We start from the raw sequence: 14369 nt of genomic DNA on the forward strand, positions 1-14369 counted from the left end.
TCGCCCCGCCCGCCGCTTGCTCTTGCCGGGCGCTGCTGCAAGATCGCGCGGCTAAAGAGCCGCGCGCCATGCGGCCGATGGGGAGAGACGTGATGGAAAAGCCGCGGCAAAGTCGCGCCGGACTGTGGAACATCAGCTTCGGCTTTTTCGGCATCCAGATCGGCTTCGCGCTCCAGAACGCCAATATGAGCCGGATTTTCCAATCGCTTGGCGAAGACATCGAGAAACTGCCCGGCCTCTGGGTCGCCGCACCGCTGACGGGCCTGCTGATCCAGCCGGTGATCGGCCATATGAGCGACCGGACCTGGCTGGGGCGGCTCGGCCGCCGTCGGCCTTATTTTCTTGCCGGCGCCATTCTCGCCGCGATCGCGCTGTTCGTGATGCCGCAAAGCCCGGCGATCTGGTTCGCGGCGACGACGCTCTGGCTCCTCGACGCCTCGCTCAATATCTCGATGGAGCCCTTTCGCGCCTTTGTCGGCGACATGCTGCGGAAGGACCAGCATAGTGCGGGCTATGCGGTCCAGACGGCCTTTATTGGCGCGGGCGCGGTCGTCGGCTCGCTCTTTCCGTCGTTCATGGACCTGCTGGGGGTCGCCAATGTCGCGCCGCCCGGCGAGATTCCCGACACCGTCCGCTACGCTTTCTGGTTCGGCGGCCTTGCCCTCTTCCTCTCGGTCTTGTGGACGGTGGTGACGACCCGCGAATATGATCCGGTCGAGATGGCGGGATTCGGCCCCGCCGAAGCGGAGACCCAGCCCGCGGTTCGCGCGCTTGCGTCGCGAAGCTATGCCGGTTGCTCCGCCTGGATCGTAGCCGGTCTCGGCGTAATGGCCATCCGGCAGGAATTTTCGCTGCTCCGCGAGGTTCTTCTCCTCGGCGCGCTGCTGATTGCCTACGGCCTTGCAAGCCTCATCGCCATCGCCCTCGCGCGCCGTGGCAACGAGACCAACATGCTGTCGAGCATCGTCGGCGATTTCTCCGGTATGCCGCCAATCATGAAGCGGCTCGCCCTCGTCCAGTTCTTCAGCTGGTCGGCGCTGTTCATCATGTGGATCAACACCACGCCCATCGTCGCCCAATATCATTTCGGGACGACCGATGCGGCGAGCGCCGCCTATCAGACCGCCGCCAACTGGGTCGGCACGCTCTTCGCCATCTATAACGGTGTGGCCGCCGTCGCCGCGCTCACTCTCCTGCCCTGGTTATCCAGGCGCATCGGGCAGGCCCGCACGCACATCGCCGGCCTTGTCTGCGGTGCGCTCGGCTATGGCAGCTTTTTCCTGCTGCGCGACCCCACGCATCTTGTTGCGAGCGAGGTCCTCATCGGCATCTTCTGGGCTTCGGTTCTCGCGATGCCTTACGCGATCCTCGCCTCCAGCCTGCCGCAGGGAAAGCTCGGCATCTACATGGGCCTCTTCAATATCTTCGTGGTCGTTCCGCAGCTGCTTGTCGCCACGATCATGGGGTCGATCATGGCCGCCTTCTTTCCCGGCGCCCCGATCTACACGATGGCGTTCGCGTCGGGCACCTTGCTGCTGGCGGCCGCCGCAATGACGCGGGTCACCCCGCTCACCGGAGGGGTCGCCCGATGATCTCCCGTTTGGGTCCGTGCCGCCCGCCTTGCCTCCCTCTCGGCCGTCACGGCTTGCGCCTGCGCCGTCCCATCCGCCGCCGAGCAGCCGGCTCCAACCTTTAACTGGAAGGCGCCGGACATCGCGCAGCTGAAGCATCCCGAGACGAGCGAAATGCAGTCTGGACAAATGCTGGGGGCGGCAATCATTCTGGCGGCGCCGATCATCGTCGCTGTGCTGCATCAACGTTCTCCAGGCGGCAGCGCAATTCGCCCGCTCGACCCGACGATGCTCGATGTCTATGCCCTTAGGTTCATCCGCGCGTGACGCCATAATAGTCCTTCACCGAATAAGGCGAGCCGAGGCTGCCCTTGCGGTTCTTCTCGCCGATCGGATGGATCGGCATCAGCCAGATGATATCGACGCCGAGCTTTTTAGGGCGGGGCAACTGCGTCTCGGCGGCTCGAAACGTTCCTTCGCGCGTGAACTGCCGCGTGTTGATCTGATAAAGAATGGCACCGCGGCTCCAGTCTACATGAGTCTTGGTACAACTTTAGACAGACCTCATCTTTCTGCGCCAAACACTATCGCGCACCAAAATTTCATTTGGGCAAACGTTATTGCGCCTGTGGCGCGGCTCCCTCGCTGCAACATTGCCCAAGGGAACAGGTCCTCAGCTCGAACTGGCCGGATGCGGACTGGCTGCTTTAAACTGACTTCGGGTGAAAAGCTGACCTTGCAGAACAACTCGCTTTAGCGATTCCAGCCGGCGTCACGGGCGGCACGTTCAGCTGCAGCATCGAACGGATCACCTGCCATCATTGCGGCCGCAGCCGCGGCAAGGTCGCCCGACGCGGCCTGCCGATACTCGCCGGCGTTCTGCCCGGCCGCGGTGCGTTCGAGCGCCCAGCGACCGTCTTCGCGGCAGCCGATGCCCGACAGGTCGCGTCCCGCGAAGCTGCGGCAGATACGGCCCTTCTTATCGCGAAAGCTCAGGGCGATGCGGATGTCGGCGTTGGTCGGCTGGTTCGATGCAAGCTGCGTGTCGAGCGCATCGGTCAGGCCTCCCGACGCGACCAGGATTCCGTTTGCACTGATCACGTCCGGCGCGGGCGCCCAAGGCCTGAGGCCGAGTGTCAGTCCCAGCACCAGCGATGCAGCGATCACGCCCCAATGGGCGGGCGCGAACCGCGTGCGCTTTGCTTTTCGGCGATCAGACAGGCTGGTGTCGATGTTGTCCCCGATCAGCAGCGCGCGCAGGCGATCGGGCACCGGTTCATCGACGACGGGTGTGAAGTGCGCCGAAAGCTGCGCCCTCAGCGCGCGGTGACGCGCAATCTCGGCAGCGAGGGCGGCGTCGCCTTCTGCTTCGCGTTCGATCCGGCGCGCGGCCAGATCGTCGAGTTCGCCGTCGACATAGGCGGCGATGGTGTCGGGATCGAAACTCATGCCGCCTTTCCTAAAAGATGCATCAGCGTTTCGCGGCCGCGCGCGAGCCGCGATGTTACGGTACCGATCGGCACCTCCAATATCTCGGCCGCCTCGCGATAGGCATAACCTTCGACCAGCACGAGCATCACGACCTCGCGCTGCTCGTCGGGTAGCCGCGCCATCGCGCCGTCGACGTCGCCGCGCAGCGTGCCCGCCTCGACCTCGGCGATCCCGTCACCGGCGACCTGCGTGATCGCGTCGTCAATCGGGGCGTGAACGCCGCGCCGGGCCGCTGCGCGGCGGTCGTCGATCCAGAGGTTGCGGGTGATGCGATACATCCAGCTGTCCAGTCTTGTTCCTTGTTGCCATTGTTCGCGCGATTTCAAGGCGCGCTCGATCGCCGCCTGACACAGGTCGTCGGCATCGCCGGCGCTCTGCGTCAGCCCGCGCGCAAAGCGGCGCAGGCGCGGTAGCAGATCGACCAGTTCCTCTTCGAAGCGCATCGCTCTCTTTTCGGTTGTTTGAGGAAGAAACGACGACCTTCTATCGTTTCTTCCGCATCCTGCTAAATTTTTCCGGCAGGAGGACCTGGGCGAGAGCGATGATGCGAATCTGGGCGACAGGGCTGGCGGCAATCTGCCTCGCGATCGGTGGCCCCGGTCCGCGCGCGGCGGCGCAGGTTGCATTGCCGTCGGCGCAGCTGCCCGATGCCGGGCGCGTCCTGTCGACGCTGCCCGACGCCGGCGTCCTCGAACCGCTGGCGTCGACGAGCGAGCGGCTGACGCAGATCCGGCTCGACCGTATCGGCGCGCTGGTGCGCGGCAACCGCGACAGCATCGAACTCGACGATCGCGGCGAACCGGCGGTACGCGGCGTCCTGATCGCCAGCGGTGTCGACGACGCAATGATCGGGCGCGCCGCGAAGGCAGGCTTCGCGCTGATCGAGCGGGAGCGTATCGAGGGACTCGATCTCGATCTCGCGCGGTTTGCTGTGCCCGAAGGGCGCTGCCTTGCCCGCGCGCGCAAGCAATTGGCAAAACTGCTGCTCGATGCTGCGGTCGATGCCGACAATCTCTATTTTACGAGCGGCCCCGGCGGAGCGCTGCCCGGATCGGCGCTCGCGACGGCAGCGGGCGGCGGCAAGGCCAGCCTCGGCCTGATCGATGGCGGGGTCGCGGCGCATCCTTCGCTGGCGGGGCGTGTCGAGCAGCGCGGATTTGCTAAAGGTGCCCCGTCGGCAAGCCGTCACGGTACCGCCGTCGCTTCGCTGCTTGTCGGCAGCGGCGCGATAGAGGGCGCCGCGCCCGGGCAGCGCCTGTTGGCCGCCGATGTCTATGGCACCCATCCCGTCGGGGGGAACGCCAGCGCGATCGTCCGCGCGCTCGGCTGGCTTGCGCAACGCGGCGTCGCGGTGACGACGATCAGCCTCGTCGGTCCCGACAACAAGCTGCTGTCGGCGGCGGTGCTGCGCGCGCAGCAGCGTGGAATGCTGATCGTCGCGGCGGTCGGCAACGACGGGCCCGCCGCGCCGCCCGCCTATCCGGCCTCCTATCGCGGCGTGTTCGCGGTGACCGGGGTCGACGCGAAGGGGCGTGTGCTGCCCGAGGCCGGCCGCGCGCTGCATGTCGATTTTGCCGCACCCGGCGATGCCGTGCTGGCGGCGACGGGTGCCGCCAGCACCGACCGGCTGCGCGGCACGTCATTTGCTGCGCCGCTCGTCGCGGGGCGGCTGGCGCTTCGCTATCCGGCGCCATCGATCGACGGGATCGGTCCGGCTGTCGCCGGGCTGGTGATGGAGGCGCGCGACATCGGCAAGAAGGGCCGCGACAATATCTATGGCCATGGCCTGATTTGCGGCACCTGCGGGGGCCGCTGACTCTTTTTCGATATTTTGGAAGAAAGTCGAACGCGCCATCGTTCTCTCCCCAGACCCATCCCCTCGGGTCGCACATCCAGGAGCAGGACAATGGCACAACGCATTTTCATCCCGGTTATCGCGCTTGCAGCGTCGGCCATGGCATTTTCGGCTCCCGCCTCGGCGCAGTTGCTCGGCGGCCGCGGCGGACTGACCGGCGGTCTTGGCGGTTCGCTGGGCGGCACGCTCGGCAATCCGATGGGCCCCATCGGCGGGACGCTTGGCAGCGCGGGCGAGCTTGGCGGCACCGGCCGCGGTGAGGCGAATATCGACCGCCGCTCGGGCCGCGTGCAGGGCAAGGGCAATGCCGATGCGAACGGCAAGGGCTCGGCGAACGGTAACGCCAACCTGCTTGGCAATCCGATCGGCGGCGCGGCCAATGGCTCAGGCAATGCTTCGGGCAACGGCAGCCTCGACGCGCAGGCGGTCGGAACCGATTTCGTCGGTCAGACCGCGCGCGGCGCTGCCAGCACCGCCCAAGGCACCGCCTCGACCGTCACCGACACGGCGCGCGGCGCTGTCGGCAATGTTCGCGATCAGGCGGGCGGCGCGGCTTCGGGCCTTTCGGGTGCCGCGAACGGCGCGGGCTCGGCAGCGGGCGGTTTTCAGGGCAGCCTTGGCCAGCTGGCCGTCGCGGGCAGCGGCGCCGCCTCGGGTACGGGCATGTTCGCGGTCGAACCCGGCATGGCGGTGACCGACGCACGCGGCAAGGTGATCGGCTATGTCCAGGATATTCGCCAGACCGGCCGTGGCGTCGTGCAGGCGGTGACGGTCGAGGTCGGCAACCGTGTCGCGACGCTTCCCGCCGCCAGCTTTGCGGGATCGGGCAACGTCCTCGTCACCGGCATGACCAAGGGCGAACTCAAGAAGACGGCCGAGCGGCAGGAAGAGGCCGGCGGCCAGCCGCAGGGCGAAACCGCTCCGCAGGCTGCACAGAGCGGCGAGCGCGCCGAGCGCGTCAACGACCGCAACAACTGAGCATCACGAGTCCCGAAGGGGGAATGTGCCGGCCATCGTGCCGGCGCATTCTTTTGGCCGAAGTTGGCTGTTCGATTTCTTAACGGAGCTTCCGAAAAGCATTCATTACCGGCTATCACACACGCCGCGAAGGAACACGCAGAAGAGAGGTAATATGACGCTATTTACCGGCGGGCCCGCAGGCGCAGAGGTGAACATGTGGCTCTCTGACGAAGAAGGCACAATGAATGGTGCCCAACTTGAAGTCGCACAGCGGATCGCTGACAGCTTGTCGATCGTTAAAACCAAGGCGGCGGACTATCTAGGGTCAGGACTCATTGATCAGAGCCAGAAGATGACGGTTGCGGCGAGAGCCACGGCAGAGAAGAAGGCATTCGGGCACCGATCGTAGCGCGTCGCGACGCGCCGCCAGTCCTTCAGGCGGCCGAACATGATCTCGATGCGGTTACGGCGTTTGTAGTGGCGCTTGTCATATTTGACGGTCTTGTTCCGTATTTTCCGGCCCGGGATGCAGGGCGTGATACCCTTTTCCAGCAAGGCGTCGCGGAACCAGTCGGCATCATAGCCTCGGTCGGCCAGCATCCATTGCGCGTTGGGCAGGCTGTCGAGCAAAGCGGCCGCGCCAGTGTAATCGCTGACCTGGCCAGCGGTCATGAAGAAGCTGATGGGACGGCCATTCGCATCGGTCACAGCATGCAGCTTGGTGTTCATGCCGCCCTTCGTACGGCCGATCAGGCGTCCCGGACTCCCTTTTTTACCCGCAGGCTTGACGCCGTGCGGTGCGCTTTGAGATATGCCCGACGCTACCCTGACATGCATGTCGACCTGGTGACCGAGGGGCAGCTTCGCGACATCGTCGCCGAAGGTTTCAATCTCGGCGTTCGCGTCGCGTCCCTCACGGTACTGCGGCGCTCCTTCGGCCTCATCGGCATGTCCTCGACGGACCGCCGGTGCCGCCACTTCAGGACGGTCTTCTCGTTGATCCCGTAACGCTTCGCGAGGCTCGCGACCGAAGCTTGCGATCGCTGTAGCTCGCCTCGAATGGCGTGCGTGGTCTTGGCGCTGCCGTGTAGAAGCTGTCCCATAAATCCCTCAGCTGTGACGATGACAAATTTACACCATCACATGCTGAGACCAAACACCTAGGTCCGTTTAATTATGGAAAGGGCTCGCCCGTGGACGAGCCCTTTCGGATTCCCAGCATCCAACTGCCGTGAACCCATCCTCCGCTCGGGGTCGCAACGAGATTGGGATATTGTCAGCGGTCAAGTGGGGCCAAAGCGATTGAGCCTGCGTCGGCCCCGAACTGCACTCGCCCACTCCAACCGGGGCAGTGTGGTCAGAATGCGATCCGCGCAGTTATCCGCACGCCATGCGTGCTGCGATCCGACGCGAGCGTTCCGCTGTAGGCCGCACCGATCCGTAGTTTGCCGCTGCTGTAGTCGAACCCCGCCTCGACCTCGGCCGAGTTCTTCGGGATCAGCGTGCCGAGCAGAGCGAAGCTGCCGCCGCCGGTCGCGAAGCCAGCACGCGCTTGGGCATCGCGATCACCCGACGCACAGTTCCATGCCGCCGACAGATAGGGCTGGAAGCCCGGCTGATCAGCGTTCAGACGCGCCCGGGCGCCGAGGCTGAGGAAGGTGGTTTCCTGCTCGGCCTTGGCGAGTGCGAGCGCAGCATTGCCGCCCGTCTCGACGAAGGCGTCGCTCTCGGTGCGGACATGCGCGATCCGGGCGAAGGGGGTGAGCGCGAGGCTGCCCGTCTTCACGTCATATCCCGCTTCGGCGAACAATTGCAGCGTGTCCGCGTCGCGGCTCGATTCGAGCGTCTGCGCGAGCGGCGCGAAGCCGATCGTGCGCACCGTGTCGACATCGTGCCAGCCATAGGCGAGCCCGGCCGCACCGCGGAAGCCTTCGCCGGTGCCATAGGTCAGGTGCGCGGCCAGATATTTGCTGTCGGCCTTTGCCCGGTCGCTGCGGCCGCCGAAGCGGAAGTCGGAGCTGCCGATCCCCGCCGACAGCGCCGCGGCGAAGCCCTTGCCGCCATAGCCGATGCCGGTCACGAAGCCCTTGTGATCGGTGTCCATCGCGAAGCGGCCCGCCTTGGCGTCGAAATCGCCCCAGCCGCCGAAGGCCGAACCCCAGACGAACAGGCCCGCTTCCTCCGGCCCCGTCAGCCCGTAGAGCGCATTGCGCAGATGACGGCTGTCGTCGGTGAGGCCGCTGAGCGTGCTCGCGAGGATTTCGCCCGACAGGTCGCCGAACGCCGCCTGCGCGCCCGCCGCATTCTGGTTCACCACCGCCTCGAACAGCGGATCGTCGACGCCGCGCGACTGCACAGCGGCGGCGACGCCCGCTTGGTTGAAGCCGATCGCGACATCGGCGAAATCGACATCGTTGCGATAGAGCGAAAGCGTGACCGCCGTGGCGCTGTAGCGCAGCAGCGGATCGAGGAAGGCGAGGTCAGTGGTCACCGAGCCGAAGCGCCCGTCGACGCCGCCCGCCCCGGTGACTATCACATAGTCGGTACGGCCGTTGTAGTTGCCGTTCGCGGCGAGAACCTCCACCCTCGCACCACCATCGATCGTGACGGCGCCCGTCGCATCGACCCGGTCGCCCTGACCTGCTGCATTGACCTCGACCTCATAGACCGAGCCCGCGGCGAAGGTCAGGTCGCCATTGACCGTTAGGCGGCCGATCGAATTGCCCGGTGTCAATTTGCCGTCGCCGCCCACCGTCGTCGATCCGACGCTGCCGTTGCCGCCGAGCGCGCCGCCCGCGTTCACGGTGACGTCGGAGACGATCGAGCCGTTGACCGCTAGCTTGCCACCATCGACTGCGGTCGGGCCGGTATAATCGCTGTTGCCCGACAGGTTCAGCGTGCCGTCGCCCGATTTGACGAAGCCGCCCTCGCCGGAGATTGTGCCTGCGAACTCGCTGTTCTCAGACTGATCGACGGTGAGCTGGTTTTCGCCGAGCCTGACTTGCGTTCCCGTTTCGCCCGAGAGGCCGCCGATCGTCTGGTCCCTGCCCGAAATGTCGAGCGTGCCGCCTTCGCCGAGGCCGAAGTCGGTTTCGGGATCGATCGTCCCGCCGATCCGTACTGCTCCGTCAAGGATATTGGTGATGCCCCGAAAAGCATAGTCGCCCATGAAGGTCAGCGTGCCGTCGCCCAGCTTGTCGAGCGTCCCGCTGCCCGAAAAGGCGCCGAGGAAGTCGAAATCGTCCGAACGGTTGAAGACGAAGCGGCCGTCGTTGACGATATTGCCCTCGAAGCTGCCCTCGGTGCCGCCTGCGCCGAGTTCGAAATAGCCGTCGCCTTCGGTGACCACATCGCCCCGAAGCAACCCAGCCAGGACGAGCCCACCGTTCGAGATGATCGTGCCGCCGGTGTGACCGATCGTGTCGGTATCGACGGTGAATACGGCCTCGCCGATCAGTTGCAGCTTGCCCGCGCCGGTGATCGTCAGGGCGTCAAGTTCAGAAACGACATCGTCCTCGCCGAAGTTCAGCACGAGGAGGCCGTTGGTGACGACCGATGCGGTCAGGATCGGCGAATCGGCTTCGCCGCCGACCGTCACTTCGTTGACCTGAAGCGCCGCGCCCTCGTCGATCGCGACCTGGCCGAATTCGCCGACCACGCCTGCCGTCGACCAATAGCCGGCCGCGACCTGCAATTCCTCGAACCCCGTCGCGGCGGTAAGCTGCTGCGCTTCGGTGAGCTCCAGAATGTCGCCGTCCAGGACCAGCCTGTCGGTGCCCGCGCCCGCATCGACGACGCCGTCGATGGCGCTGCCGGTGCGGAGGGTCACGCTGTCGTCATAGGCGTCGAGCTGGATCGCGACACCGCCGCCGCCGGTGAGCGTTCCCGAATTGGTGACGTTCGACTGGACATGGGCGACGATCGCGGCGCCATCGGCGCTCGAAATGGTGCCGCTGTTGGTGAAGACGCCGGTCAGCCCCGCGGTATCGGCGAGGTCGCTCTGGATGAGGACGCCGCCGATCTTGCCGTCGATTGTGCCGGCATTCTCGACCGAGCCGCCGCCCGACAGGATCACGCCGAAGCGGTCGCCGCCGATCGTGCCGCCTTCGCCATTGACGACGCTCGCCGTGAAGTCCGCGGCATCCTGTCCGTCATAGGCGAACATCGAGATGCCGTCGGCGAGTTCGCTGCCCGTGCCGGTGATCGTGCCGCTGTTGGCGACGCTGCCGCCGCCGATCAGGCGGACGCCGTCGTTCGATTCGCCCGCGATCGTTCCGCTGTTTTCGACGTCGGTGCCGATGGCGAGGCCGACCAGCCCATTGATATCCTCGTCGAACTGATAGGCGGTGGTGATCCCCGCGCCGGCGCCCGAGATGGTGCCGCTGTTGGTCACGCTCGACGCGGCGGTCGTGATCGTGATGCCCGCGTCGGGGGCCGCGGCGAACCCGTCGTAGGTGCCTTCACCGCGGATGGTGCCCGCATTGTTCACCGCGAGCGTGCCCGTCGCGAAGGAATAGATGCCCGAGGTCGCGCCGGTGATCGTGCCGCCTTCGGCATTGGTGACCGTCACGTCGGCGCGCGAGCCCTGCGAGACCGCGGCGCCGAAGTCGCTGATGATAGTGCCGCTGTTCTCCAGGCTGGCGGTCGACATGTCGCTGCCGAAGCCGACGCCATAGCCGTCGCCGCCGCTGCCGCCGAGGTCGCCGGTGCCGCGGATCGTCCCCGAGTTGACGACGCTGGCGGTCAGGCCGCTGCGATCTTCGCCCGGATTGGTGTTGAGCGCCGTCCCCTGAATGAAAACACCACCCGCGACGCCCGTGATCTCGCCCGCATTGTCGACCGTGCCACCGCCCGACAGGATGATGCCGAAGCGCTGGCCGGCGATCGAGCCGCCTTCTTCGTTGGTGACGAGCGCGCTGTAATCCTCATTCGCCTGATCGGCATAGGCGAACATCGAAATGCCATCGGCGTCGGCGCGCCCGGCGCCGCTGATCGCGCCGCTGTTGGTCACACCGCCGCCGCCGATCAGCCGGACGCCGTCATTCGATTCGCCACGGATCACTCCCGAATTTACGACGACCGTATCGGTAGCGCGGCCCTCGATCGCGTTGGTTGCCACGTTGAAATAATAGGCCGTTGAAATGCCGTGTCCGGCTCCGGAGATTGTCCCGCTGTTGGTGATCGTCGAGGGTCCGCCCTGAAGGGTGACGCCGCCTTCCGGCGCCCGGTCGAACCCGTCATAGGCACCGTTACCCCGGATTGTGCCTGCATTTGTCAGGTCGATCCCGCCTTCCTGACCGTGAACGCCGATCCGTGCGCCCTCGATCGTTGCGCCCTGCTGATTGACGATGGTGAGCTGGCCAGTCGCTCCGTTGGCAACGCCATGGGAAGCCGTGCCCATAATCGTGCCGCTGTTCAGAAGCTGAGCGGAGTCGAGATTTCCGCCGAACGTGACGGCGCCGCCGCCCGACATCGTGCCGCTGTTGGTGACGGCCGCAGTCTTGCCGGTCTGTGCCGCGCTGAACGTCTGAATCAGGACGCCGCCCGCGCCGCCCGACATCGTTCCCGCATTGTCGATCTCACCGCCGCCCGAGAGGATCGCCCCGAAACGCTGGCCGCGGATCGTGCCCCCCGCCTGATTGACGATCGTCCCGATCGGGTCGGCACCGCCGGTGTCCTGGCCATCGAACGCGAACATCGAGATGCCATCGGTCGCACCGCCGGGCGTGCTGTTCACGCCCTCGATCAAGCCGCCGTTGATCACGCGACCGCCGCCGATGAGGCGGATGCCGTCGTTGAAGTCGCCACGGATCGTGCCGGTGTTCGTCACCTGCGATCCTGTCGCGCGCGGTTCGAGCTGTCCGGTTGCAGCATTGAAATAATAAGCCGTCGAAATGCCGAAACCAGCCCCCGAGATGGTTCCGGAGTTGGTGATGACGGCGGGTCCGCCCTGTACGATGATGCCCCCTTCGGGCGGAGCATCGAGACCGTCGTAGGATCCGTTGCCGCGGACCGTACCTGCGTTGCTGACCGTCAAGGACGGAGCATTCGACTGAATACCCGTCCTGTCGCCGACGATGGTCTCGCCGTCTCCTACCTCGACCGACGCTGGCGCACCTTCGGCCAGAATCCGGCCATAGTCCGCAGCGTGCGCAAGTGGCACCCCCGTCGCGACCAGCGCGGTGGTCAACAAACAACGTGTTTTCGTCTTCGAAATCATCCGACAATCCCCCTTCTGGCGCACTGGGACTCTTACCCTTCTGCGCACCCATGATCCGGCGAAGCGTCTGGTCCCGCTTCAGGAAGGCGGATGAAAAGCATTTGAAAGGATATCCGAATATCCCCGGTTGTAGGGTAGAAGGATGACCCGTCTGGCATGACCCGCTATCATCATTCGCCATGGGGAAGCTCGAATCGGGAAAAACGGCGGCGGCCACGACGGCCGATTATGCGCAGGAATGGCTGGCCGTTCCCGAATTGCTGCTGGATCGGGTTCGCCGCGACCCCGATGCCGTCGAGCAACATTTCCGCGCGCTGGACGACGCGCATGAATATCGCATGCATTCGCTCCTGAATATCGACGCGCTGGCCCTGATGCTCGTCGATCCCGCGGCGCGGCAGATCGTCGCTTCGTCGGGCGCGCTGCCGGCCGACACAGTGGGGCCGATCGATTGGGAGATGGCCGAAACTGTTCTTCAGGGACGGACGATGCAGTTGGCGCAGGCGAGCGAGCAGGTTGGCCACTCGTTCCTTGCCTATATTCCGGCCCACGAGGCGGAGAATTGGGATCTGCCCGAGGATATCCATAAGCTGCTGGCGGACTCGCCGGGCGGGCGCATCCTGATCGCAATGCCGTCGGCGTCCCTCGAAAGGCCGCTGCGCCGCGCCTGCGCGGCATTCGGAATGACCGGCCTCGAAATCCGCGTCGTCGAGGCGACACTGCAAACCGGCAGCATCCGCGCCGGCGCGGATGCTGCGGCGCTCAGCTATGCGACCGCGCGCGAGGCCATGTCCGCGGCGCTGGCGAAAGTCGGGGTCACGCGGATGCCCGGGCTGCTTCACCGCCTGTCGTTGCTGTCGCTCGGTATTTTTCCCGATGGCGACGAGTCTATCGAGCTGTTGACCGATCGGTGGGGCCTCAAACCACGCCAGGCGCAGATCGCGGTGCTGCTGGCACAAGGCCTGACGCGCGCCGATACGGCGCGGGCGCTGAGCATTTCGGAAGCGACGGTCAAAAAGCAGGTCGACATCATCTTCCAGATTCTGGGCGTATCGAGCGCCGCCGCGCTGGCGCAGTCGATGAGCATGATGATCGCAATGCAGGCCCTGACCGATGCGAGCCACGGGCGGATCAGCTGGATCGACGGCAATTCCGAACCGCTTCGTTTCGTCCATCGCCCCGGCGGCGGGCGGATCGCCTTGTCCGACTATGGCCCGGTCGGCGGCCGTCCCGTTATCATCCTGCACAGCAGCATGACCTCGCGCCACCCGCCGCGGCGCCTGGTCAGTGCATTGATGCGAAACGGCCTCCGGGTGCTTGCGATCGACCGCCCCGGCTTCGGGATGACCGACATCGAATCCGAAGTCACTGCCGGCGATCCCTTCGCACCGGCTGCGCACGACATGAAGACGGTGCTCGACCGGCTGCGGATCGAGCAGGTGGATATCATCGCCCGCGGCGGGGCGCAGGTCGCCGTGGCCTTCGCGGGCCTGTTTCCCGACCGATGCGGCGCAGTCGTGCTCGTCAACCCCGATCCCCCGTCGACGCGCGACGAACGGCGCTGGGGCGTACTCGGGTCCTTCAAGGAGGCCTATAGGCAGCGTCCTGAATTGATCCTGTCGGCAGCGCGTCTGATCGCCCGGACAATGACGCGCAATTTTCTTGCCCGGGCCCTTCGCAAGTCGATGCGGGGAAGCCCGCCCGACGAAGCACTGCTCGCCGACGAGCAGGTGGTCGACGACTATTATCGCGCCGTGCGCATGTTCGCGACCGGGCGACTCGCCGGGTATGTGCGCGAGCAAAGCGCCCTCGCGCAAGGCAAAGCCGGCAACTATCCGGTCGATGGCTGCGGTTGGGCTGTCCTGCTCGGCGAGCATGACACGCTTTCCGATCCGGAAACCACCCTTGCCTACTGGCGCGAACAACTGCCCGCCGCCGAGTTCGAGCGGATACCGGACCAAGGTCGCCTTCTTGCCTATGCCGCTCCCGAGTTGATCGCCGAGCGGCTACGCGACCGGAAACAGAGATAAACAACCGTGCTGGCCCGCCGCAAGCCGAAATCAAGGACGAGTGGAGGGCGGCCATTATATGGAGATGATCTACCCTTGGGTGAACCAATCGAGGGGAGATGTCAGCGATGACTCGCTTGACGACCATTCGATATTCTACAAGCGGTTGGCCTTCTTGTGGTCGTCATGAAAGCCGCGAATGGCAGAATCATGACCGCTTATTAGGCGGGGCTTGCGACCGGCAACATCGAGGAAGCACTGAT

General features: G+C 65.5%; 9 protein-coding genes and 2 pseudogenes. 5 read left to right on the plus strand and 6 right to left on the minus strand.

The genetic code is table 11. The annotated features are described in order from the left end of the window. Positions 1 to 92 precede the first annotated feature (92 nt). The gene (locus AC3WS4_RS07430; RefSeq protein WP_058457384.1) at positions 93 to 1592 is read left to right on the plus strand and encodes an MFS transporter; all 1500 of its coding nucleotides are present in this window, start codon (positions 93 to 95) and stop codon (positions 1590 to 1592) included. Positions 1593 to 1760: 168 nt separating this feature from the next. After that, positions 1761 to 1898 (plus strand): hypothetical protein, encoded by a 138-nt coding sequence (locus AC3WS4_RS07435; protein ID WP_171005212.1) that lies wholly within the window; start codon positions 1761 to 1763, stop codon positions 1896 to 1898. Here the strand turns inward: AC3WS4_RS07435 and AC3WS4_RS07440 are convergent. The 3 genes from AC3WS4_RS07440 to AC3WS4_RS07450 form a co-directional block, all read right to left on the minus strand. Next, positions 1885 to 2019: a hypothetical protein gene (locus AC3WS4_RS07440; protein ID WP_269433233.1), complete on the minus strand. Its 135-nt coding sequence runs from the start codon at positions 2017 to 2019 to the stop codon at positions 1885 to 1887. The two genes, AC3WS4_RS07435 and AC3WS4_RS07440, sit on opposite strands and share 14 nt — an antisense overlap. Before the next feature lie 305 nt (positions 2020 to 2324). Further along, on the minus strand, positions 2325 to 3020 hold the full coding sequence (locus AC3WS4_RS07445) for an anti-sigma factor family protein (protein ID WP_492735325.1): 696 nt from the start codon (positions 3018 to 3020) through the stop codon (positions 2325 to 2327). Continuing rightward, on the minus strand, positions 3017 to 3505 hold the full coding sequence (locus AC3WS4_RS07450) for an RNA polymerase sigma factor (RefSeq protein WP_492735323.1): 489 nt from the start codon (positions 3503 to 3505) through the stop codon (positions 3017 to 3019). The genes AC3WS4_RS07445 and AC3WS4_RS07450 overlap by 4 nt, the downstream gene beginning before the upstream one ends. 98 nt (positions 3506 to 3603) lie before the next feature. On the opposite strand from AC3WS4_RS07450, the gene AC3WS4_RS07455 reads away from it, so the two are divergent. Then, complete coding sequence (locus AC3WS4_RS07455; RefSeq protein WP_492735321.1) at positions 3604 to 4878, plus strand: S8 family serine peptidase; 1275 nt, start codon at positions 3604 to 3606, stop codon at positions 4876 to 4878. Positions 4879 to 4968: 90 nt separating this feature from the next. Continuing rightward, the gene (locus AC3WS4_RS07460; RefSeq protein WP_492735319.1) at positions 4969 to 5895 is read left to right on the plus strand and encodes a hypothetical protein; all 927 of its coding nucleotides are present in this window, start codon (positions 4969 to 4971) and stop codon (positions 5893 to 5895) included. A 321-nt stretch (positions 5896 to 6216) separates the two neighbouring features. Here AC3WS4_RS07460 and AC3WS4_RS07465 read toward each other — a convergent pair. The 3 genes and pseudogenes from AC3WS4_RS07465 to AC3WS4_RS07475 form a co-directional block, all read right to left on the minus strand. Next, positions 6217 to 6689, minus strand: a pseudogene (locus AC3WS4_RS07465) (IS5 family transposase); the annotation flags it as partial. 102 nt (positions 6690 to 6791) lie between these two features. Further along, positions 6792 to 6980, minus strand: a pseudogene (locus tag AC3WS4_RS07470) (IS481 family transposase); the annotation flags it as partial. Between the two features lie 254 nt (positions 6981 to 7234). Further along, entirely contained in the window at positions 7235 to 12067 is a 4833-nt protein-coding gene (locus AC3WS4_RS07475) for an autotransporter domain-containing protein (RefSeq protein ID WP_492735317.1), read from the minus strand. A 209-nt stretch (positions 12068 to 12276) separates the two neighbouring features. Here AC3WS4_RS07475 and AC3WS4_RS07480 point away from each other — a divergent pair, with 209 nt between their 5' ends. Beyond that, on the plus strand, positions 12277 to 14127 hold the full coding sequence (locus tag AC3WS4_RS07480; protein ID WP_492735315.1) for an alpha/beta fold hydrolase: 1851 nt from the start codon (positions 12277 to 12279) through the stop codon (positions 14125 to 14127). Positions 14128 to 14369: the final 242 nt, after the last annotated feature.

It is taken from the genome of Sphingopyxis sp. EU05-FHT14B03, assembly GCF_058790875.1.